Origin of the sequence: Streptomyces ficellus (assembly GCF_030406405.1) — a bacterium.
Taxonomy (GTDB): domain Bacteria; phylum Actinomycetota; class Actinomycetes; order Streptomycetales; family Streptomycetaceae; genus Streptomyces; species Streptomyces ficellus_B.
The window spans coordinates 60,017-79,735 of record NZ_JAUEPL010000032.1 but is presented as its reverse complement, the minus strand read 5'-3'; the positions used below and the strand labels follow the sequence as shown (position 1 = coordinate 79,735).

Below are 19,719 nucleotides of genomic sequence, written 5' to 3'. Positions count from 1 at the left end.
CTGGCTGGCCGGCTGCCGTCGGCTCCACCGCCGTTACGAACGCAAGGCCGAGCACTTCCTCGCCTTCGTCGGCATAGCCGCAGCCCTCATCTGTCACCGCCGCCTCACCAAATGAAACGACGCCTTAGTGCTCCGGGCGCTTGTCCCCGAGACGTCCTTCATGTCACCGCCAGCCAGCGCGGATATAGTGAACACTGGTGCCTCCGGCTGGGGGGCCTTCTCGGACGCCGTGGCCGCCGGCAAGCCGGTCGCCAGCAGCGCCATCGGCACCAATGCCAGTGAAGCCAGTTTCATCGCAGAGCGACGTTCCATACTTTCCTCCCGTTTTCAAATTCCTTGCGCCACGCCTCGCCCACAGTGGCGTGATCTTGCTCTCACAGGTTTCTTTCATGGCGATACAGGCCGGGGAAACGTGAGAGAAGTGCCATCATGAGGTCCGAGCGGGACACCTTTCCCGCCGGCCTGGACGACGCTGAAGACGAAGAGCGAGGAACCCGCTATGACAACCCGACCCACGGACGACGCCACGGCGCTCTACGGGCGCGCCTCACTCATTCTTGGCGCCCTCGCGCTCATCGCCGCGATGTTCATCGGCTACGCCGGTGTCGCGTTCCCACTGCTGTTCGGCAGCCTGGCCGTGACTTTTGGGACGATCGGACTGACCAAACGAGTCCACCGTGTCCAGTGCGCAATCGGGTTGACCATTGGCGGCTTGGCCGTGCTCTACCCGATCTTCCTCCTGATGACCTTCAGCGGCTGAGACGCTCCCGCACGGCGAAATGTCGAAAGGCCGCAGCGCCATTGCATTTCACATGTCCGTGCGCACAGGCCGAAAAATGGGCAGAGCACAAAAACCCAAATAAAGACGCTGGCTGAAACCGCCCACCATGACTTCCCCCGTTTTCCCCGTACAGCGGGCCCGGCAGTCCGACCGAGCCATGAATTGATATTATCTTCCCGGCTTGATGATGATCAAGCCCTCGCCGCGTGAGTAGCGTCACAGCCTAAACTTTCGGGCATTTCTACCGGTGTTCGTCGCGTGCGCGCCTAGTCGATTGGAACTTCAACCAACGGAAAGGTCTCGACGTACTTCAGATTGCCGGTACCTCCGACGGTCAAGGGACCAGACCTCACCAACCGGCCAGCCAAGACCACACCGATCAGCGTTCGCTGTCCCCGGACACGGATAACGATCAAACCCCTGATACATCCATCAAGGCCGTCCCTACTCGCTTCGGCGGCACCACCTTCCCGCCGCGCCGCCTTCGCACCAGGCATCTGGACCACCGACCTGGTCCTGGACTGGCCGCACGCCACCCTTCAACTGCTCTGCGAAGGCGGCTGGCATGGCCTCCTGCCGCTGCGGCCTTCAACGCACCACGCGTGAAGGCCTACCGCAAACACGCGCGCGAGGGCACACTCGCCTCCTACTGTGGTGGGTGCCCTCCTTCGACGGCTGAGTGATCCTCGACGGCCACGACCGTGCCACAGCGGCGCTGGCAGAGGGTGAAGAGCAAGTGTGAGTCACCGGGACGGTGGATTCGTCACCGCACAGCGGCCATTGGCAGTCCAATCCAACCGCGTCAAGCCGAGACCGAAGAATCCGCCCTCTCACAGACCTGAACGGCTTGCCTTTGTCTCCGGCATCAACATTCACCGCAGGCAAAACTCAACAGCACCTCGGCGCCGGCGCGAGCTGTTCACCGCCCACCTCGTCCTCAAGAACCAGTTGCAGGACGCCCGAGCCGCCCGCACGGAGGCTGAACGGACGGCTCGTGGCCGCCTGGCAAGAACCTTGGGCTACTGGATGAGAATGCCCGCCTAATACCCGAGGCCCGCCCGCGCCCCCAGGACGTCTCCCCGGCGGATTTCCGGGCCCACGATCATGCGTTGCAGACCGACTGGGAGAAGTCATGGCACACCAAGGTGCGCGCCGCAAAGCCCAACGTCCTAAAGATTCGCCACGACGACGTGCGCACCGTCGCCTCCTGGGGGGCCTGCACTACATCGAGGACCTGCACGCCCTGGAGTACGCAACGTACCGTCGCCGGCGTTCCTGGGTCCTACGCGGCGTGGTCGACTCGATGGACGAATGAATCTTCGCGTGGCGCCGAGGGGAGAAGGAACTTCCACCGCCCGGACGGGAGTACGAGTTGGCCCGGGGACCCGCCCAGCAGAAGGAGGAGGAGTGGCGCCTGGCCGCCGAGGCCAAGGAAGCGGAAAGGGTGGTCCAGCAATGGATCAGGGGCAGACGGTGCAGAGCCCCGCGAACAACTGGGCTCGTCGGCAGCCCTTGGCGGGCGCGGCAGCAGGCGAGCGGCAGGTGGCAGAGTTGGCCGACGTCCGGGGGGCGGCGGGGCGTAGGCGGCTGCCCTATGGCGTCAGGCCTGCGGGGGCCGGTCAGTGCGGATGACGCCTTGCAATTAGGCGTGTCAGTACAGGAGCCATCCAGGTGTAGCCCTGCACGGCCACACTGCCGCCCACGGAGCGTCGGGCGGGTGTCAGGTGGTAGTAGGCCAGGTCCGCAGCAGTGCGGCGATCTTCGCGGCGGTGCAGGCGGGGTCTAGGAGCAGGTCTTTGAGGGCGATGGCGTCCTGGCGGGTGGGTTTGACGAGGATCCCGGCGGCTTCCAGGTACATGACGCCGGTAGCGGCCGCGACGGCCAGGTTGGAGCGTTCCAGCCAGCGGCAGCGGCCCAACGTGTGCACCAGCGAGGCGGCCTTGGCGTAGGGGCCGTCATAGACGGGCTGCTCGAACAGCTCCGCTCGGTGGCGGGCGACCGCCGAGACGGGAACTCCGTAGTCGTCGGGGGCGGGATCGTTGGCCCCGGCGGCTTCGGCGACCTGCAGGATCCAGGGGACGTCGATGTGCAGCTCCATCAGGCGGCGCGCGCTCCGGGAGCGGCCTTGTGGGTGTTCTCGGCCTCGTCGAAGACGTCCTGGTGCTCGGCGAGGAAGCGGGCGGCGGCGTCCACCGCGCGGGCGCGTAGGCCGCTGGCGTCGTCCTGCACAAGGCGGGCGAGGTAGTCCCCGATGCTCAGCCCGAGGTCAGCGGCACGCTTCTTTGCGAGCTCCGCGACGTCCTGATCGACTCGTGCGCCCAACTGTGTCTTGGCCATACCGGCATGGTAACAGCTGTTACCGGTGTGTGGGCTCCCGCCCAGGAGCGGCGCTGCGAGCACAGGTCGGCTGGCACCAGGCTGGTGGGAATCAGCCACCCGACAACGGCACGGCGGCAGCACCTGGCAGTCGCCACCGCGGCCGAGCGTACGAAGGAGACCGCGCGACGACCGACGGCGTCCAGGCGGCGGTCGGGCCGCCCGCAGGCGACCCTGGGACAGCACCAAGCGGCGGCCACGCGGGGCTATCCGCGGGCGGGCCGATTGCCGACCCAAGCCGGGGCGGCGCGCGCACCCGCCACCGGCGGACAGCCGGATCGGCAGGAGTCCGGGAGGGTTGGCGCCCCACGCCGCATGACATGTCCGGGCATGACAGGACGCCCGCGCCACTCGGGCGGTAAGCCAGGCGTCCTACTGTGTGAGGGCACCGCCCTCCAGCCGACCAGCAAGGAGCACAGGCTGTGAACGTTGAGATTCCTCTGCATGTACGCGACACCGCTACCCAGTTGGGTGCCGGCGTCCCCTACGCCCTGAAGGTTCTGGCCGGCCAGCTGGCCGACGACCCGGACATGGGCCGGCCCTCGGACCTGCCCGGCATCCTCACCGTGACGGTCGACGGCGACTTGTTCGAGGACTGCCCGGCCCTTGCCGTCGGCTACATCCGCGAGCCCGACCGCATCGAGATCCCGTACGTGAACTTAGCCCCCTCCGCCCAACCGGTCGAGCCCGCCGAGAAAGCCCAGGACCACGACGAGAACCAGGACCAGGACCAGGACCAGTCTGCCGATCCTGCCGCCGCCGCGGTCACCGTACGGGAGGTCGCCGACGCCTGGCAGCGCATCACCGGCTGGCTTCAGCGCAACGCTCCCGACTCTTACGCCGTACTCCGCGATGGCGTGAGCCCTGCAACCATCACCGCCCTGGCAGACGACCTCGGCATCCAAATACCCGCCGACCTGAGCACCTTGTGGTCGCTGACCGCAGGCGACGACGGGGTCAGCGGCGCGGGATGCCTGCCGGGAAACCAGGCCCTGATGGCCTTGGATGCCGTAGCCGCCTTCTACCGGCAGCAGATGGACTCCCAGGCCCACCAGGACACCCTCAACGCCCGCCGCCCCGAGTACGACCGGATCACTGTGTGGAAGCCGACCTGGATTCCGGTGTTCGCTTTGGGCCCGGCTGACAGCGCCTCGGGCCTGTACGTGGACGCCGCGAGCGGCTACCTGGGCCGCTGGTCCCGCTACAACGAAGGCCCCGGCGACGAGCTCGACACGCTGGCCACCTACCTGGAAGGGGTGGCCGACATGCTGGGGGGGGAGAAGCCCCGGCTCTGGCCACGCGGGACAAGCCCGGCCTGGTCGGCGGGGCGCTGGTGTGGGGCAGCAGGCTCGACCCAGCGCTGGAAAACCGGTGGCAGCCTTTGACCGGCTGACCACTCGCGAGAGGGAGGCCAGCTCGGTGGGCTGGCCTCCCTCCTGCTTCACCTGCTGCCGCTTGGGCTATGTCAGCCGATCTTGCGCCAGGTGCAGGTCGTCGCGGTTGATGTGCAGTGCTCGAACCCCGGAAGGGTGATGAAGAACCCGTCACCGTCCAGCATCCGCCACGACGGAGCCGGGAAACCGGTGAACGCCCGTTGGTTTTGCACGCTGGGGATTGCCGTACGCCCGCATCGCTCCGTACCGCTCGGGCCGTTCACTGCCGTGCGGGTGTCAGCGACGATTGCGAAGTTCGCCGAACCGTCGCCCATCTTGTCGGTGTACAACTGTGCGCACTTGTTGCCCGACGTCACCAGGTTCGCGCTGTTCGGGAAGCCGCCGGACTCGTGAGTCGAGGCCATCGCGAACTCGTCGCAGTCGACCGACCCCACCGATGCATCGGACGGGTGGACGCTCCAGGTGCGTCACACACGCGGGTGAGGCTGTTGTCCGAGGTCCATGTGCCGCCGGTGCTGTTCTTCACCGGAGTGTCCGGGCCCAGGTAGTGCATCAGGCTGTCCCACCTTTTGGAGTCGGCGTGATCGGGCATCACCTGCTGCATGTACCAGTAGTACGCGCCGGCGGCCGGGTACAGGTTGGTGTCCACCGTCCAGTTCGGATTGAAGTACGGCAGCACACAGCCCGGCCCCGAGCCCTTGACGATGTGGTCGCAGCGCGGGGCGAGTTCGCGGACGCGTACATCTCCGCTGGTGCCGAAGTCGGCGGTCGCCGAGGAAGTCAGGCTGGCGTCCGCAGTGGCCCGGATGGCCCATCCGAGGTCAATGATCTCCTTGCCCGTGCCCGACCAAGTGGTCTGGACAGTGCCGTAGCGGGCATTGAGAGGACCCACCTCGGAGAATCCCCAGTGGCCGGTCGCGGCGGCGCCGTTGACGTCCGTCCACCGCGTCTGTGACGTGGTGCAGGAAGAACAGTTGTTGATGGCCAGCCACGTGAGGTTGACGCCCTGGAGAGCAGCGTCGATGTTGCGCGGCATCGCAACGAGCTGCTGATCGAACTCGGCGAAGTCCGAACCGGACGCACCCTTGTTGGGGTACGTCTTGATCCGCTGTTGCAGGTCGAAAGTGGCCAGGCCGAAGGCGGGCAAATCCGGGTCGGCGTCCAGGAAGATCAGCGTGGCGGAGCCGATGTCCTTCAGGCACGCCTCGCTGCGGTTCATGTAGTTCTTGCCAAGCGGCTTGCTTCCGCACCACGCCACCAGGTCGACGGGGCCGGCAACCCCGGCCCGCGGGGAAGTTGCCGGCTCCTTACTCTGCTTGGAGGGCGGAGTGATCTCGATGCACACCAGCGGCCTTGAGCATCGACCGTGGAGCAGGACCGTTCACCGGTGGCCTTGCGGCCCGTGAGAGCAACGGCGCCCGGGTCGGTACGGGTGACCTCGGATCGGTCTGGGCCAGCGGGTCGATGGTTGACGTCGTCTGCGGCGCGGGGAACTTCATGTACGGGTCGATGCGGAAGTCCGCCCAGGGAGACCAGGTCGTCTCGTACAGGCTGCCGTCGTAGGCCGAGGTGCGGAACTTTGTACAGCACGCCGGGCTTCAGCTTGCCGTACGGCACCTTCGCCGTGCCGCCCCGTCCTCTCGGTGTCACGATCTGCGTTCGCCGCGCTGACGGACGCGGTAGAACGGGCAGTTGTAGCTCTCTGCGGTGCCCAGCTTGCGTTGCCGTCCCGGAAGGGGCGGTCCCGCTGCGTGTCGGCTGTGGCAGGCGCGACCGCCGGGCGAACCCGTCCCCCGCTTCTGTCGTTGCGTCGACTGGGAGAGGGCCGCACCCACAGCTCCTCCGGCACCAACCGTTCCAGCAAGTCCACCACGAGCTACTCAACGGCTCACGGCGCCATGAGAAACGACGTCTTAGCACCACGATCGGTTCAGCGGTGCGCGACGACTTCCGAAGTGATCTTGAGATGCCGTCCCGTCATGTCCTTGGCCTTGGTGATGCCGAAGGCGTACCTGTCGATCGTGGTAGTGCCGCTCGCCGTCATCCGCTTGCCCTCGTGGGCAACCGTGCCGAGTGTGACAGCGATCGGGTGAGTCACCCCGCATACCGTCAACTCGCCGTACCAAAGTGGGATCAGCGCCGGATCGTTCCAGACGCCGGCTCCGGAAGCCGCTCTCGGGATGCCGAGCCACGTCGAGGTAGTCAGAGGACCTGACGTGGTCGTCACGCTGCTGATTGCCCGACTCGAAGCTTCCTGCCTCTATCGCGACGTGCACCAACGATTCTTCTGCCGGGTCCGCCACAGTAATGCGGCCATGACCGATGGCGAAGGTACCTCGGCTGGGAGCAGCCCGAACATGGCGCGTGTGTCGAAGCGGACCGTTGATGCCGCCTGAGCGATCTCGTATGCACCTGCTGCTGGTAAGAGCTGGTTCCCTGATGCTGCCGTGAGCTCGTAGCCTCCGGGTGCTGAAGATCAACCCGTGATGGGTCAGCCTCTCGCAGCGGCAGCGGGTAGGCCAGCCCCCAAGTGCAGGCGTGGCTGACAAGGCTGACAAGGAGGTCATGGCAGGCCGCCAAAGCGTTGTCAGTTCTCGTCAACACTTCTGCGGCGGTGATCGCCAAAGTGCTGTCCGAACCGTCGACAAACGTTGTCCGCTCTCGCTCGCGAAACCACTCCAACGGCGAAAACGCGATGCACACATGGGGAAGCCGCCGTGACCAGTGCCAGTCGGTTCTCAACGACGACCTGCTCGTGCCGTTGCAGGCAATTCAGCGCGGTGGACCTGGTCGTCGGTGCCGTCCTTCGGGCGGAGGCACCCGGAACATCGCCCGCCGTAGCCGGCCGGGCAGAACGGCCCGCCCGGCCATGACCAGTCCGATGCCCAGCATGGCGCCTCCGATGGCGACGCAGCCGGAAGACAGCCAGCCGACCTTGTGCTCATCGGCCCAGGCCCCTGTGCTGACGGCGACAAGGAAGCCCAGCAGACATGCGGCGCTGATCAGCGCATACCACCAACGGGAGAGCACCGGATCACCCCTGGACGCGCCTTGAGCGGGACCGTTCGGTAGCGGGCCCTGTCCGCCTACGGTGAGCTGCCAAGCGTCGACGCAGCCAGTCACCGATTTCCCCGATGCCGATCAGGAACGCTGAGGAAGCGGCGCATGCCGTGAGGGAAGAGGTCTGGCCGACGGCTCGGCCAAGGAACCACAGAGCCAGGGCCAGCAGCAGCCACCAGACGGTCAGGGACCAGGCATGCCGCATCCAGCGTGTACGGCCGATCATCGTGTGGCCCTGATCCGCTGGGTGGCGACCATCACCACGATGCATCCCGCGAGTGTCACCACCATCGCCAGGCCCGTGGCGGCCAGAGTAAGCACGGGCGAGGCGCCGGCCAGGCCGGAAATGGCATTGAGCGGCGCAGCGGCGTAGAAGGCCAGAAGCGCCAGGCCGCGCGGGCGCATCGGGTCCAGGCGGATGCAGCCGCTGTGGTACGCGGCCGGTCAGCAGCGCGACGCCAGCGGGCAACAGGGCGACAGAGAAGACGGCAAGGCCAAGCCACTGCCAGAGCATCGGTACCAGGGCTCCTGTCGGAGAGTGAAGACGGCGGTCACTCGCGGCGGAGCGCGGCGAGCAGGAAGAGCCCGACGACGAGGGCGGCCAGGCCGAGCACGAGAACGGGGAAGCCAGGACCCGGCATCACGTAGAGCGCAGCTCCAGCAAGGCACATCAGTGCTCCTGCAACTACCAAGATGATGCCGGTATGCCGTTTGGCGGAAAGAGTCACGACGGCGAAATCCTCCGGAAAGCATCGACGAACGGACACACAGCCCCTGAAAACGCCGACCAGACTTCCCGGCACACCCACGCCCAACTTGACGCGTTCCCTACAGACTATCTGCCACAGCCGACTCTGCCCAGACCGCCCTCCCCCACCCGCGCAGCTCGCCCAGGCTCCGTCCGGCACCCGCTGGACTGCTACTCGCAACAAAATGTGTCCGGCCGACTTCCTTGCTCCCCGGTCGCGACCAGGGAACAGCGCAGCATCGGAATACTGCCCCTTCACCACTAGACCGGCGAGACGGAACCCGTCGAGTACCGGGTGTGGCTTCCCGTACCGCAGTACGTGCGGCTGGTCGACGGCGTGGCGTATGACGCCGTGCCGATCGAGCATTTGCCCCTCCCGTCGGTCGTCGAGCAGTTGCTCGGGCCGCGCCGGACTTCGGGCTGGGTGCTGCAGAAGCTGGGCGGCGGCCGCGGTCCCGCCCCAGGGCGTCGTGCACGCAGTCGACTGTGCCGAGGCACCGCAGGGCGTGGCGTCGCTGTCGCTGGACCAGGCGCTTGCGGCTGCGGAGCGGCCCGGGGTCCGGCTGTGCTCATTGTGCGGGGCAGCCGCTGAGCTCGATCCAATCCTGTTCGACTCCCTGACCGCGCGGGGACGAGCTGTTTGACCTGATGGGCGCGTTGCTGTGCGCGGACGGTCCCGTGACAGTGCACTGCACTGCGCTTGTTCAGCCGGAGCTCGCGGGTCAATACCTGGGCATCAGCTCGGTGTGTCCGTGGGTTCGGCCGAAACGCGGGGGCGGGCTGCGAGGCGGCGGGCTTCGGTCGTGACCTCGGCATCGACCTGTGTCGCTGTTCTGTCGCCATATTCGAGAACGTCGTACTCGTCATCGAGCTCGGCAAGCCGTTCAGTCAGGGGTAGCTCATGTCCGAAAAGCTGGTGAATTCGGGACGTGAACTCCCGAGCTGTCAGCTCGCCCGCGAGCACGCGGCGTGCGAGCGCTTGCGCGGCGGCTTCTTGGCCGGCGTCGCTGGCGACCGGATAGAAGGTGAGGCCGAGCTCGTCGAGCGCATCGGGGAGCAACTCGTGCACGTCGTAGTCCGCCTCGGCGCGTGTGCAGGCGGCCAGAGTCCGGAGGCCGGGGCTGTCGAGTCCGGCGACGAGCGCATCACAGGCGGCACTGACGACATCGTGGGCGCGGATTTCTCCCATGCTCCAGAGGGCGGCATGGTCCTGCAGGGCGGTGGCTGCTGATTCAGTCGACGTCACCCGCTCATGATTCACCTGCGAGTGTCTGGTCGTCGACTTTCACCGAAGCTGCTGTTCAGCGGCCCTCTCCAGCAGTGTCCGTGCCGAGTCGGAACGGCTGAGGCCGGAGGCATGGCCGCAGGCGGTGTACTCCTCGGCGGCGTGTCATGCCCGGCAGTGGTGTACGCCACCCCCCGGCGGATGGCCGCCTGACCTCACCCGTTGCCGTCCAGGTCGTCAATCAGCCACCAGGTGTCTACGAAAACCGGGGCTCCACCCCCGGTGAGTCGAGGGTCAGGCGGCGCGAGCAGTCTGACCGCCGCGCACGTACATGACGATGCTGGCGATCAAAATCCACACGCCCGCGGCGATGAGCGGAATCAGGGTAGGCGGCACGATCGCGATGAGGGCGATCGGCAGAGCCAACCACCCCAGCCACCGTGGCAGCGCGCCGGTCCGCAAGACCGACAGCCACGTGGCGAACATGAAGATCGCAATACCGACGACGGCCGGGTAGTGGCTCGCATGCAAGACATTGAGCGCTTGGGCAGCGCTGGGGTCGATCTTGTCATGACCAGAGGCGAGCGCCCAGCTAATCCCTGCCCGAGCCGCGCCGCCGACGCCGATCACGACAGCGCCGCCGAAGACCGCCGTCGCAAGCGCGCTTGCCCCCCTACTACGCAGGTATGTGCGCAGCCAGCTGGCGAAGAAGATCAAGAAGACGACTCCCAAGCCCGCGAGCAGGGCGGACGCCTTTGTGGTGCTCTCATGAGCCTTGAAGAAAGAGAGCACGTTCGCGCCGGAGGCATACTCCTCGGGCGTCTCTTGAGCCGTGACGGCGGAGGCCACCAGTAGTGCGAAGAAAACCACGCCGCTAAGCGGGGCAAGTCGAGCCCACCCCTGCGCCGACTCATGAGAATCACCTACCGCCTCGGTCCCGCGATCCCGATTCATGCTCCGCTCCTCATGGTTGATGACGTTCAGGGCTAGCGGTCGCGCCGCCGCGGCGCCGACCCAGAGGGCAGCGGCTCGTGGCCCGTCGCGCAGGCCGCTGCGTGCACCCATACATCCGGTCTACGCCCATCACCCCCCGCGCGCCACCGGCCTCAGCCCTCTTCACCGGCCACAACGCGGTCGGCCGCGTAGTGACAAGCGGTGCCACGTCACCGTGAGGCGGTCCGCAGCGACGGTGCGGGCCTGGCCGTCGGCCGGTCTCCTTGTGCACCGGCTTGCCCCGACTCGGCCCCCCTCTGCTGGCTCACCCGCACCGTTAGGCGCGCCCCCGGCGGCAGGAAAGCGAGGACGGCCGGGCAACGGGTCCAGAAACAGCCTCTGAGACAGTCCCCGTCACCTGGCGCGTGGGTACGGCGCTCTGCTCGGCGCTGCCGCTTACCTCCGGTCGTTTCAGTCGCTCAGCTCCGGCTTGCCGAACAGGGCGGCGAAGCCGGAGGGGAGCTGGGTGAGGAGTTGGTTGAGTTCTCCGCCGGAGACGGTCTCGGCAAGGGTGGACAGCACGGCGCTGGCGTCCCACTCGGCCGTGCGGGGCCGGGCCCCGGTGCGCTCGGCGACGCGGCTGAGGAACTCCTCCACTCCGTACGACTCCACCTGCCGCTCGTCGCCGACGGCCAGCGCCTGGCCGAGGTCGCCGGGCAGCTGGGCGGCCAGATCCTTGGCCTCGCCGGGCGTGATGCGCTGGGCGAGGATCGCCAGCACCGCCTGGGTGACCTGCTCCGCCTCGGCCTGGTCGGCGTACTCGCCGCGCTCGCGGACCTGTGCCAGAAACTCGTCGTACCTCACGGCGTCCTCCTATCCTTTTCGTGATCAACAAGGGGCGGTGATGAGCCCCTGAGCATGTTCCCGCCACGCCGCATCTCCTCGCACCACAGAAGGGCGAGGGCCGACAGCTGCCGCACCGGGCCCAGGCGGGTGTCCGTAAAGGTGAGCCCACCGTCGCCGTGCGGCGGGCTCGTGTCTGCATGAGATGCCAGGTCAGCTCGTGATCTCGATGCGGCGGGGCTTGGCCTTCTCTGCCTTGGGGATCTTGACGGTGAGCACGCCCTCGGAGAGTTCGGCGGTGACGCCCTCCTCGTCGGTGTCCTGGGGCAGCATCACCCGGTAGTCGAACTGGCCGGTGCGACGGGTACGGCTGCGCAGCACCCCGGTGCGTTCCTTCTCCTTGAGCTCACCGTGTACGGACAGCTCGCCGGCGTTCAGCTCGATGGTGATGTCCTCCTTCTTGACACCGGGCAGGTCGACTTCGACGACGTAGGCATCGTCGGTCTCCTCCAGGTCCGCCAGTGGCGCCCACGTGCCCGCCATCAGGCCGCCGCCTCCTGGGACGGCGGACTGCCACAGCTGCCCCATCCGCTCGTACAGGTCGTGGAACTCGCGGAAGGGGTCCCACACCGCGCCGGTCTGCTCACGACGTACGGGAAGCGTCATTTCCGATCATCTCCTTCCGAAAGGCTCCGGGCCGGTGACACGCCACGGCCGGTTGCGTCCCGGAAGTCCCCCTGACCGGGACCTCCACTACCCATAATGACCCCATTTGCGCCCCATATTCCCGTCGTCGCTCAGCGGATCACCCTGGGCAGGACGGCGGGGGCATCCACGCCAAGAACCTCATCCGCGAAGAAGACCACGATCAAGAAGAAGCCCAGCGTGAGCCGTGCCGGGAGTCCTAGGACCTGTCTCTTCGATAGGCGGAGGGAACCGGCACTCAGGGGGCAGCGTCCATGGATGACAAGATCGCTAGTGGGCGCAGAGGAGCTTGAGATGACCGGCGTAGCCACCCGCTACCTCTACCTTGTCCGGCACGGCGAGGCACTACCGGACGAGAGCGGGCTGACGGAGGGCGGCCGACGGCAAGCCACATTGCTCGGCCAACGCCTCCGTGAGATCCCCTTCACAGCTGTTCACCACGGTCCTCTGCCACGGGCGGAACAGACCGCACGCCTGATCGGCGGCCAACTGAAGAGCGTCCCTCTGCACGTCTCGGAAGTCGCCGGTGACTACGTGCCCTACATACCGGAAAAGGACGAGCTACCGGCCGAATCAGCAGACTTCTGTCTCCGCTTCCTCGCTGGGGCCACCGACGAAGAGCGGAAGCACGGGCCTGCGCTGGCCCGCCGGGCTCTCGATCTGTTCACCGGGGCGGTGGCGGCTGAAGAGGACCGGCACGAACTTGTCGTCACCCATAACTTCCTGGTCGCCTGGTTCGTCCGGGACGCCATGCATGCACCGAAGTGGCGTTGGCTTGGCCTCAACCACTGCAACGCGGCGCTCACGGTCATCCGCTACGAACCCGGTCGACCCGCCTCCATCCTCGTCTTCAACGACATGCGGCATCTGCCCATCGGGTTGCGCTGGACGGGCTTTCCCACCGAGCTGCACATCTGAAGTCGGCCGTCAACGATCGCCGTGGCTCATCGCGCCAAGCGAGGGCGTCGACAAGCGTGTCCCCTCAGAGCACCGGTCGGTTGATTCGATGTGTCTGTTCGGTTAGTGATCACTGATGCGATGTGGTGCCGGACCGAGCCGCCGATGCCGGCCGATCCAGCCCGTGGCAGGCGATGGGCCGACCACCGCCGCCACTGAAGGCCATCGCGTGGAAGTACCGCACCGGCTCCCCATGGCGAGACCTGCCTGACGAGCTCGGGTCGTTGCAAATTGCTCACAAGCGGCTGATCCGATGGGCCATGGACGGCACCTGGGAGAGAATGCTCGCCGCTGTTCTGGCCTTGGCCGACGCTGACGACGACATCGACTGGACCGTGTCCGTGGACTCCACCGTTGTCCGGGCTCTTCAGCACGCCGCCGGAGCACTCAACAAGGGGCACCAACCCCAGCAGGGCCCGCTGACCATGCACTCGGAGCTCGCGCGGCGGGCTCAGTACGAAGGTCCATCTGGCCCCGGACGGCCATGCACGGCCCTTGGCCCTCACCCTCACCGCGGGCCAGGCCGGTGACACACCGGCTTCCGAAGCCGTCATGGCCCGCATCCGGGTGCCCCGAGGCGGCCCGGGCAGCCCCCGGACCCGGCCGTTGGCCGTTCTGCGGACCGCGCCTTCTCATCCCGCCACATCCGCGGCCACTTGCAGCGCCGGGGCATCCCCGCAGTTATCCCGGATCCAGGCGCGGCGCGTCACGACAGGGCTAACCTTGCCTGATGCGGCAATAGGGCTTCTCTTGTGGATCACGTCGGGCGAGCCATGCACCGTAAGATCAGGTCCATGGCTGCGTGAGGAGACTGGATGGTTGGGGCTTCCTCGGCTTCGGGCGACGTGCTGAAACCGATCAGGCAACACCTGCGAGACCCTTCGTACGACGTCGATGTGGGTCCTGGCTGGCGGCAGTTGTTGCTTGAGTGCCATCAGGCGGTTGTCGCGGAGTTCCCGGAGTACGAGCTCCTGGCCGTGAAGCAGAAGTGGGGGGCTCTGGCCTTCCAGGCGTTTCCGCGGCCGTGGAAGCCTGGCGGCAACTGGACAGATGCGCAGTACGCGCGTCTCCATGCTGTCACTGACGCTTTCGTTGACCGCAGCGAGAGCATCTGTGAACGATGCGGTGCGGATGGCTCACTGCGTGAGAGCCGACGGGCCCACCTCGTGCTGTGTGATCGGTGCGAGACGCTCGTTCCAGAGCACGGTCGTCTCTGACTGTCATGTCGCACGGACGGTCGTCCGTCGAAGGAGATCTTCCAGCCCGTGCCGGGTGCGGGACGGAGAAGGCCAGGACACCGCCGGGCACCAGGCGGCGGGAGATTGTGGTGAGTAGGAGTTCCGGGGTCACCAGGCCGACGGCGCCGAAGGCCGAGTGGATCGCCTCGAGGGTCTGGCCGGTGGCCTGGAGGTGGTGCAGGGCACGGCCTGCAGCGAAGGTGGCTCCGTCGACGTGTCCGTAGTGCGAGCGCGCTCGCCGTATCTGCAGGCCGACCAGGGCGACACCGGTGACGCGGGTCTGGTGGTGCTGGCGAGGTGGGCCACGTTGTGGCCGGGGCCGCAGCCAGCTCCAGGAAGCGCTTGCCGCGCAGGTCCCCTCCCAGAATCTCAGCTCCGGGAGCGAGGCCCGCGTGGGTGCTCCACCTCATCCGTGTGGGAGGGGTGAGGGCGTGGGCTGGGGCGTGGTCAGGCGTTGGGCGGCGTGGGCGTACCAGGGGGAGACCTGGGTGAGCACCTGGACTTCCAGGAGTTGGACCACGCCGTTGAGGTGGCGGCGGACGACGGGGATGTACGCGGGGTCATTGGCCGGGGCGTCGATCCAGCGGATCGCCTGCTCCATGAACCATTCGACGGCCCACATGCGGTGCCGGCCCAGGGCCCCTGCCCCGGCGGGCAGGCCGCCCCGGGCGGCGAGGGCGTCCTCGTGCCCGCCGGCGGTGACGTACTGCTCCAGGAACACCCTCAGCCGGACGGGGTCCGGCGCGTCGGTGGTGCCGTCGTACGAGGCGAGGTCGATCAGGCCGGGGCCGGTGAAGGCGCGGGCGAAGTCGACGGGGTGCCAGCGGTCCTGCCCGATGTGGATGCTCGTGGGGTGGAATTCTCAGTGCAGCCAGCCGAAGGGGGCGAGTTTCGCCCCCTGGGCGCGGGCTTCGGCCGCTGCGGAGATCTGCCCGAGTGCGGTCTCGACGTCGTCGCAGTCCGTCCGCCGGTCGGCCTTCCGCAGCCGCTGGAGGTGATCGAGTCAGATCAGCCCCTTAGGTGGTGAGAGCACTCCCATCCGGTGCCGTACGAGGGGATTGGACGTACGTGCCAAGGGTGACGGTCACCCGTTTGGCGGGTCAGGGCCCTTCCCTGCTGTCAGACTCCGGGAGGCAACGCGCCGGTGGGGCGTGGGCGAGGCGGGGGCGGTGAGACGGAGTGGGCGTGACCGAGCGCGGTACGGCCGGTCGCGCGGCTCCGGACGGGACGGGTCCGGGCGTGGGAGACCACGGCGTCCCGCGCGCACGAGCGGCGACGGAGGACCGGCCGGGCGAGCGACAGCGCGGCGACGGGCCCGGCGGGCAGCGGCCGGGTGACGGGCCTGGCCGGGAACGGCGGAGCGAAGGGTTCGGCGAGCAGTGGCGGGACGACGGGCCGGCGCGTGCTGTGCCGCGGCACGTGGCCTGCGTGATGGACGGCAACGGCCGCTGGGCGCAGCGGCGTTCGCTTCCTCGCACGGCGGGCCACCGGGCCGCCGAGACCACCGTCATCGACATCATCGAGGCGGCCCGGGCCGCCGGCGTCGAGTGGCTCAGCCTGTACGCCTTCTCCACCGAGAACTGGAACCGCCCTGGCACCGAGGTCGACTACCTGATGCGCCTGGTCCGCCGGGTCGTGCGGAAGCACGCGCCGCTGCTGCTCGCCCGCAACATCCGCTGCCGCTTCCTCGGAGTCGCCGACCCGCGTATCCCCCGTGAACTGGCCTGGGACTTCGCCGACCTGACGACGCTGACCGCCGGCAACCGGGGGATGACGCTGACCGTCGCCTTCGACCACGGCGGGCGCCGGGACATCGTCGAGGCCGCAAAGTCGCTGATCCGCAGCAGGACGCCCGCCGACGAGGTGACCGAGCGGCTCTTCGCGGACCACCTGCCGTTCCCCGACACCCCCGACGTGGACCTGGTCATCCGCACCTCCGGCGAGCAGCGCATCTCCAACTTCATGCTCTGGCAAGTCGCCTACGCCGAGTGGGTCTTCCCCGAGGTGCTCTGGCCGGACTTCCGGGCCCCCGACTTCCTCGCCTGCCTGCACACCTACCGGCGCCGCGACCGCCGCTTCGGCGACGTGCCGCCCAGGACGAACGGAGACCCATCATGACGACCGGAACCACGGGCACGGCCGATGAGGCACCCTTGTTCGGCCCGGAATCGCAGTTCGACGCCTTCTTCGACGACCCGCGCTGGGCGCTGGCCGTGATCCGCGCCACCGTCCTGGAGGCCGCTCACCCGCAGATCGGCGCCGCCCTCGTCGACAACTCCACCTTCGTCGCCCACCCCTGGCGCCGGCTCCGCAACACCTTCTTCAGCATGCGGCGCATGTTCGGCACCGACCCGGCGGTACGCGAACGGGAGGCCGCCCGCCTCAACCGGCTGCACGCCCGCATGAGCGGCTCCGACTCCCGCGGCCACGCCTACGACGCGATGGACCCCGCGACCCGCGCCTGGGTGGTCGCCACCCTCTTCGAGAGCGCCGTCACCATGTGCCGGCTGAGCGGCCAGCCGCTCGACCAGGACACGATGGAGCGGATGTACGCCGAGTACCGCGCGTTCCTCGCCGCGCTCGACGGTGACGCCGGGCAACTCCCCGAGGAGCTCCACGACTTCTGGCGGTACTTCGACCGGGTCGTCGAGGACGAGCTGGAGAACACCGAGGCGGCCCGCGTCATCCTCTACCGGCTCTTCGACCACCTGCCCGCCCCGGCACTGCTCGACGGCGCGCCGACGCTGTGGGCGGCCGGCCGGGCCATCGCCGGTCCGCTCCTCGGCGCGATCACCATCGCCTCGCTCCCCGAGCCGTACCGGCGCCGGGCCGGCCTGCCGGAGATGCCCGGCGCGCCGACCCTCATGCAGGGCGCCTACCTCGCCGCCGGGCTCGCTCGCTTCCTGCCCAAGGGCTGGATCAACGCCGAGGGCATCATCGAAGTCCTCTCGCTCTCGCCCGGCAGCGACGACCCCCGCGCCCGGACCGTGGCCGCCCTGCGCGCCCGCATGAAGCGGGCGTCGGCCCTGCTCCGCCTCCTCGCACCGCTGGGCGGCGACCCCGACCCCGACCCGGCCCCGGGGCCTTCGGCGGGCACGGGGGAAGGCCGACGCTCGGCGGCGGAGTTCTTCCGCCAGGTACTGGACCAGACCGGCGACGGCCACCTCGACTGGCCCGACCTCGCCGCCATGGCCCGCGAACTCTCCACGCGCCTCGACCTGGACGAACCCGAGGAGACCCGGCTCTACGACGCCTTCGCCGCCTGGTGGCGCGAGCTCCAGGCCACCCTCGACACGGACGGCGACGGCCGAGTCAGCGCCGACGAGTACGCCACCGCGGTCCCCTCCCTCGCCGGACCCGCGCTCATCCGCGTCGCCGAGGTGCTCTTCGACGCCACCGACAAGGACGGCAGCGGGACCATCGACGCGGACGAATACCGAACCCTCTTCCGCACCGCCTTCCACCGCGACCTCACCGCCACCGACGGCGCCTACGGCCGGAGCGCCTTCGTGGGCGACTTCCTCTCCTTCATGTCGGGCCGCCGCACGAGCACCCCGTACGACCCCCTGCTCGCCGACGCCTGAAGTGTGTTGCGGAACTGATTCGACGCCGGTGCCGCGGCATGATCTGGGCTGCGGACGGCTGCGTTTCATCCGGTTTCTGGTAGCTCGACGCCCGTTAATCCCTGGAGTGGCTCCCACGCGATCTCCCTGACGGTTCTGCAAGGTGCTTTGGGGGAAGTGCGCGGGTGCGAACGGAGTGGATGCGCGGCACCATCACCGGCGATACCGCGCACTCCCGCATCATGCAGTGCACTCCCAACCGGTGGAGTCCACCCCCGGACGGTGGGCTCCACTCGCTGGAGGAGAGTGACGTGCAACGGCGGTGCGCACCACCCCGCACATTGGGTGCGCGACATCGGGTGCACTCAGTGGCCGGCCTCCCGGCCGCGGCACGGGCCGGACTGGTGTGGACGATGTGCCTGCTGTGCGTCCCCGCGCACCGGGTGCGCTCGGTCAATGTTCTCGCGGTCGGCGTGGGGGTCCATGGTGGCGCGGGCTCGATCGGCCGCTGCGGTGAAGGCGTCCTGGAGGTGGCGTAGCCGCTCGGCAGCGAGGTCGAGGGCTTCCACGTCTGTGCGGGACTTCTTCAGGACCCGCAACGACGTCAAGACGACGTCAAGTCGAGCGCCGACCGATCGTCGGCGTCGAGTCGGGGAACGGGATGGGGATCTGCTCCGGCATCGCGGCCTGCTGGTGCACCACGACGTCGTCGTAGAGGGCACGGCCGGTGCGGCGCGCGGCGCGCGGCGCGCAGCCGGGTGCTGAGAGCGGTGGAGGCAATGACCGCACGGTCGTAGAGCAGGGGGACGCGCGGGATGTCCCACTCCCCGGCTCCAGGGCCACGCCGGGTGTGTGCGGGGCCCTACCCCCGCACAGCGTGCCGAACCGGTCGTCCCTTTCCAGAGCACCTTGTCCGGCGCCGATGCCGTCACCGCGCACCCGTCCCTGCCCGTCGCCGACCGCGAGAGACCACTGCCGCCCGGCGAAGCTGCATGGCTGAACAGCTACGTCCGAGAAGATCGACACCCCCGTGCTGCCGGACTCCCCTCCCCCGCGCACGCCCCTCCGCCTCAAGTACCCGCGGCCCGTCTACAACAGTCACCTGAGGCTGGTGCCCCACCCCTTCTTCGACGGCGCCCTCGACAAGACCTGCCTGCGGCTGGGACGGAGCCAGAACAGGCGCGAGGGCCTGCTGGACATCGTGGTCGACGGGCCGCCCGGAACTGCTGCTTCCGCGGGCGCACCGCCGACATGACCGCACCGGTCCTGCCCGTGCTGAAGCGTTCACGGACTCGGCTGCTGCTGGTCGACGACATCCAGCGGGCCACCACCGAGCAGCTCGGTCCGGTACTGCATTTCTTCGACTACCTGCGCAACAAGCTCGGGATCACCACGTGTTCTGCGGCACCGGCGCCCAGGACGTCGTGCACACCGCCGGGCGAAAGCCGACGCTCACGGCCCGAGCGAGAGCGCCCCGCACGCGGCTTCGCCAGAGCGCCGGCGACGCCTTCGAGCCGGCCGGCCCAACCGCTGGGACGGGCTGACGTGACACGAACTGGCCCACATCACCGACAGCCCGCCCCCACGGGCCGAAAATGCCGAGAACACAACCGCCCGCCCCCTGCTGATTCTTCCCCGCCCTACCCACCCGAAAGTGCCAGCAGACAGCCCGGGCAAGGCCCTGGCACCGCCCTGACTTCAGCTGGAGCACCGCCAGACACCATCCCCGACAGCTCCCCGCCAACATAGAAGATCGGAGATCGCAAGGGCCCCGAGGAATACTCAATACCCCACGGGAGCGCAGGCCACGGCACTGTTATGCAAAGGCACCGGCGGCGGCTCGCTTTCCCCGGTCTCCGGACCCCGGTCTCCGGACCGGCGCACGCCCGCTCCCCG

The 19,719-nt window shown here is 68.3% G+C and carries 20 protein-coding genes and 4 pseudogenes; 11 read left to right on the top strand and 13 right to left on the bottom strand.

The genetic code is table 11. The annotated features are described in order from the left end of the window. Positions 1-115: pseudogene (locus QWM81_RS20605) on the top strand (IS5/IS1182 family transposase); the annotation flags it as partial. Positions 116-499: 384 nt separating this feature from the next. Next, complete coding sequence (locus QWM81_RS20600; protein ID WP_290113644.1) at positions 500-760, top strand: hypothetical protein; 261 nt, start codon at positions 500-502, stop codon at positions 758-760. 1,741 nt (positions 761-2,501) lie between these two features. On the opposite strand, the gene QWM81_RS20595 is transcribed toward QWM81_RS20600, so the two are convergent. Both QWM81_RS20595 and QWM81_RS20590 read right to left on the bottom strand, forming a co-directional pair. Beyond that, positions 2,502-2,879, bottom strand: a complete 378-nt coding sequence (locus QWM81_RS20595) for a fic family toxin-antitoxin system, toxin component (protein WP_290113643.1) — start codon at positions 2,877-2,879, stop codon at positions 2,502-2,504. Next, positions 2,879-3,118: a hypothetical protein gene (locus tag QWM81_RS20590; protein WP_290113642.1), complete on the bottom strand. Its 240-nt coding sequence runs from the start codon at positions 3,116-3,118 to the stop codon at positions 2,879-2,881. Before QWM81_RS20590 ends, QWM81_RS20595 begins: the two co-directional genes overlap by 1 nt. A 461-nt stretch (positions 3,119-3,579) precedes the next feature. On the opposite strand from QWM81_RS20590, the gene QWM81_RS20585 reads away from it, so the two are divergent. Further along, complete coding sequence (locus QWM81_RS20585; protein WP_290113641.1) at positions 3,580-4,542, top strand: SMI1/KNR4 family protein; 963 nt, start codon at positions 3,580-3,582, stop codon at positions 4,540-4,542. A gap of 80 nt (positions 4,543-4,622) precedes the next feature. Here the strand turns inward: QWM81_RS20585 and QWM81_RS20580 are convergent, their stop codons facing one another. Together QWM81_RS20580 and QWM81_RS20575 are read right to left on the bottom strand one after the other, a co-directional pair. After that, a complete protein-coding gene (locus QWM81_RS20580) occupies positions 4,623-4,955 on the bottom strand; it encodes a hypothetical protein (RefSeq protein ID WP_290113640.1) in 333 nt (110 codons plus the stop codon). After that, on the bottom strand, positions 4,904-5,896 hold the full coding sequence (locus QWM81_RS20575; protein WP_290113639.1) for a hypothetical protein: 993 nt from the start codon (positions 5,894-5,896) through the stop codon (positions 4,904-4,906). The genes QWM81_RS20580 and QWM81_RS20575 overlap by 52 nt, the downstream gene beginning before the upstream one ends. Positions 5,897-5,904: 8 nt before the next feature. On the opposite strand from QWM81_RS20575, the gene QWM81_RS20570 reads away from it, so the two are divergent. After that, the gene (locus QWM81_RS20570) at positions 5,905-6,114 is read left to right on the top strand and encodes a hypothetical protein (protein WP_290113638.1); all 210 of its coding nucleotides are present in this window, start codon (positions 5,905-5,907) and stop codon (positions 6,112-6,114) included. Between the two features lie 367 nt (positions 6,115-6,481). On the opposite strand, the gene QWM81_RS20565 is transcribed toward QWM81_RS20570, so the two are convergent. The 3 genes and pseudogenes from QWM81_RS20565 to QWM81_RS20555 form a co-directional block, all read right to left on the bottom strand. Further along, entirely contained in the window at positions 6,482-6,778 is a 297-nt protein-coding gene (locus QWM81_RS20565) for a YceI family protein (RefSeq protein ID WP_353938325.1), read from the bottom strand. After that, positions 6,756-7,118, bottom strand: a pseudogene (locus tag QWM81_RS29160) (YceI family protein); the annotation flags it as partial. The gene QWM81_RS20565 and the pseudogene QWM81_RS29160, both read right to left, overlap by 23 nt. A 715-nt stretch (positions 7,119-7,833) precedes the next feature. Beyond that, a complete protein-coding gene (locus tag QWM81_RS20555; protein ID WP_290113637.1) occupies positions 7,834-8,016 on the bottom strand; it encodes a hypothetical protein in 183 nt (60 codons plus the stop codon). Positions 8,017-8,304: 288 nt separating this feature from the next. Here QWM81_RS20555 and QWM81_RS29155 point away from each other — a divergent pair, with 288 nt between their 5' ends. After that, positions 8,305-9,003, top strand: coding sequence for a DUF6233 domain-containing protein (locus QWM81_RS29155; RefSeq protein ID WP_353938324.1), 699 nt, complete (start codon positions 8,305-8,307; stop codon positions 9,001-9,003). 92 nt (positions 9,004-9,095) lie between these two features. Here QWM81_RS29155 and QWM81_RS20545 read toward each other — a convergent pair whose 3' ends face one another. The 4 genes from QWM81_RS20545 to QWM81_RS20530 all read right to left on the bottom strand — a co-directional run bounded on the left by QWM81_RS20545 (position 9,096) and on the right by QWM81_RS20530 (position 12,026). Beyond that, on the bottom strand, positions 9,096-9,605 hold the full coding sequence (locus tag QWM81_RS20545; RefSeq protein WP_290113636.1) for a hypothetical protein: 510 nt from the start codon (positions 9,603-9,605) through the stop codon (positions 9,096-9,098). Between the two features lie 273 nt (positions 9,606-9,878). Beyond that, entirely contained in the window at positions 9,879-10,649 is a 771-nt protein-coding gene (locus QWM81_RS20540; protein WP_290113634.1) for a DUF4386 family protein, read from the bottom strand. Between the two features lie 339 nt (positions 10,650-10,988). Then, complete coding sequence (locus QWM81_RS20535; RefSeq protein WP_290113633.1) at positions 10,989-11,381, bottom strand: DUF2267 domain-containing protein; 393 nt, start codon at positions 11,379-11,381, stop codon at positions 10,989-10,991. A gap of 192 nt (positions 11,382-11,573) precedes the next feature. Further along, positions 11,574-12,026 carry an Hsp20/alpha crystallin family protein gene (locus QWM81_RS20530; protein ID WP_290113632.1) on the bottom strand — a complete coding sequence of 151 codons (453 nt, stop codon included), beginning with the start codon at positions 12,024-12,026 and terminating at the stop codon, positions 11,574-11,576. Positions 12,027-12,359: 333 nt separating this feature from the next. Between QWM81_RS20530 and QWM81_RS20525 the strand changes: the two genes are divergently transcribed. Both QWM81_RS20525 and QWM81_RS20520 read left to right on the top strand, forming a co-directional pair. Next, complete coding sequence (locus tag QWM81_RS20525) at positions 12,360-12,983, top strand: histidine phosphatase family protein (RefSeq protein WP_290113631.1); 624 nt, start codon at positions 12,360-12,362, stop codon at positions 12,981-12,983. A 90-nt stretch (positions 12,984-13,073) separates the two neighbouring features. After that, positions 13,074-13,717, top strand: a pseudogene (locus QWM81_RS20520) (IS5 family transposase); the annotation flags it as partial. Between the two features lie 1,042 nt (positions 13,718-14,759). On the opposite strand, the pseudogene QWM81_RS20515 reads toward QWM81_RS20520, so the two are convergent. Further along, positions 14,760-15,263 (bottom strand): annotated as a pseudogene (locus QWM81_RS20515) (aminoglycoside phosphotransferase family protein); the annotation flags it as partial. 428 nt (positions 15,264-15,691) lie between these two features. Between QWM81_RS20515 and uppS the strand changes: the two are divergent. The 3 genes from uppS (at position 15,692) to QWM81_RS20500 (ending at position 18,362) form a co-directional block, all read left to right on the top strand. After that, the gene (uppS, locus tag QWM81_RS20510; protein WP_353938326.1) at positions 15,692-16,378 is read left to right on the top strand and encodes a polyprenyl diphosphate synthase; all 687 of its coding nucleotides are present in this window, start codon (positions 15,692-15,694) and stop codon (positions 16,376-16,378) included. After that, on the top strand, positions 16,375-17,844 hold the full coding sequence (locus tag QWM81_RS20505) for an oxygenase MpaB family protein (RefSeq protein ID WP_290113629.1): 1,470 nt from the start codon (positions 16,375-16,377) through the stop codon (positions 17,842-17,844). Before uppS ends, QWM81_RS20505 begins: the two co-directional genes overlap by 4 nt. Before the next feature lie 347 nt (positions 17,845-18,191). Next, the gene (locus tag QWM81_RS20500) at positions 18,192-18,362 is read left to right on the top strand and encodes a hypothetical protein (RefSeq protein ID WP_290113628.1); all 171 of its coding nucleotides are present in this window, start codon (positions 18,192-18,194) and stop codon (positions 18,360-18,362) included. Between the two features lie 76 nt (positions 18,363-18,438). Here the strand turns inward: QWM81_RS20500 and QWM81_RS20495 are convergent, their stop codons facing one another. Beyond that, on the bottom strand, positions 18,439-18,603 hold the full coding sequence (locus tag QWM81_RS20495; protein ID WP_290113627.1) for a hypothetical protein: 165 nt from the start codon (positions 18,601-18,603) through the stop codon (positions 18,439-18,441). A gap of 331 nt (positions 18,604-18,934) precedes the next feature. Here QWM81_RS20495 and QWM81_RS20490 point away from each other — a divergent pair, with 331 nt between their 5' ends. Next, entirely contained in the window at positions 18,935-19,078 is a 144-nt protein-coding gene (locus QWM81_RS20490; RefSeq protein WP_290113626.1) for a hypothetical protein, read from the top strand. Positions 19,079-19,719 lie beyond the last annotated feature (641 nt).

What these genes read in the sequence shown, in the direction of transcription:
- QWM81_RS20600 (WP_290113644.1), top strand. Translation starts at nt 500, where the DNA reads ATGACAACCCGACCCACGGACGACGCCACGGCGCTCTACGGGCGCGCC.
- QWM81_RS20595 (WP_290113643.1), bottom strand. Translation starts at nt 2,879, where the DNA reads ATGGAGCTGCACATCGACGTCCCCTGGATCCTGCAGGTCGCCGAAGCC.
- QWM81_RS20590 (WP_290113642.1), bottom strand. Translation starts at nt 3,118, where the DNA reads ATGGCCAAGACACAGTTGGGCGCACGAGTCGATCAGGACGTCGCGGAG.
- QWM81_RS20580 (WP_290113640.1), bottom strand. Translation starts at nt 4,955, where the DNA reads ATGGCCTCGACTCACGAGTCCGGCGGCTTCCCGAACAGCGCGAACCTG.
- QWM81_RS20555 (WP_290113637.1), bottom strand. Translation starts at nt 8,016, where the DNA reads ATGCGCCCGCGCGGCCTGGCGCTTCTGGCCTTCTACGCCGCTGCGCCG.
- QWM81_RS29155 (WP_353938324.1), top strand. Translation starts at nt 8,305, where the DNA reads ATGATGCCGGTATGCCGTTTGGCGGAAAGAGTCACGACGGCGAAATCC.
- QWM81_RS20540 (WP_290113634.1), bottom strand. Translation starts at nt 10,649, where the DNA reads ATGGGTGCACGCAGCGGCCTGCGCGACGGGCCACGAGCCGCTGCCCTC.
- QWM81_RS20530 (WP_290113632.1), bottom strand. Translation starts at nt 12,026, where the DNA reads ATGACGCTTCCCGTACGTCGTGAGCAGACCGGCGCGGTGTGGGACCCC.
- QWM81_RS20525 (WP_290113631.1), top strand. Translation starts at nt 12,360, where the DNA reads ATGACCGGCGTAGCCACCCGCTACCTCTACCTTGTCCGGCACGGCGAG.
- uppS (WP_353938326.1), top strand. Translation starts at nt 15,692, where the DNA reads ATGGACGGCAACGGCCGCTGGGCGCAGCGGCGTTCGCTTCCTCGCACG.
- QWM81_RS20505 (WP_290113629.1), top strand. Translation starts at nt 16,375, where the DNA reads ATGACGACCGGAACCACGGGCACGGCCGATGAGGCACCCTTGTTCGGC.